The sequence below is a fragment of the Microbacterium sp. genome (assembly GCF_032084865.1).
In the GTDB taxonomy this organism is placed as follows: domain Bacteria; phylum Actinomycetota; class Actinomycetes; order Actinomycetales; family Microbacteriaceae; genus Microbacterium.
This window is the reverse complement of sequence record NZ_DAMDLU010000198.1, coordinates 3,472-3,718: the sequence shown is the minus strand read 5'-3', so window position 1 is coordinate 3,718 and position 247 is coordinate 3,472. Positions and strand designations below refer to the sequence as shown.

At 74.1% G+C, this 247-nt stretch carries 1 protein-coding gene; it reads right to left on the bottom strand.

Features of this window, described 5'->3' with window-relative positions:
• A partial coding sequence (locus RT309_RS14230) for a hypothetical protein (protein WP_313358092.1) occupies nt 1-247 on the bottom strand: 247 nt, incomplete at both ends.

Genomic DNA, 247 nt, shown 5'->3' with positions numbered 1-247 from the left:
CACCAGCCGCACTCCCCCGCGGGTGAGCTCCTGCGCGTCGTCGATCAGCACGACGCGCAGCCGGGCCAGCGGGCCGAGCGCCACGGGCTGCGCCGTGTGCAGGATCGCGGTGGCCTCGGCGAGCAGCTCGGGCACATCGCGATGCGCGACGCGCATGCCGCCCATCACATCGCGGTATTCGGAGAGGAAGTCGTCGGCGGCGCGCCAGACCTCGCGATCGGAGCCGGCGAGCTCGCCTGGCCGGATG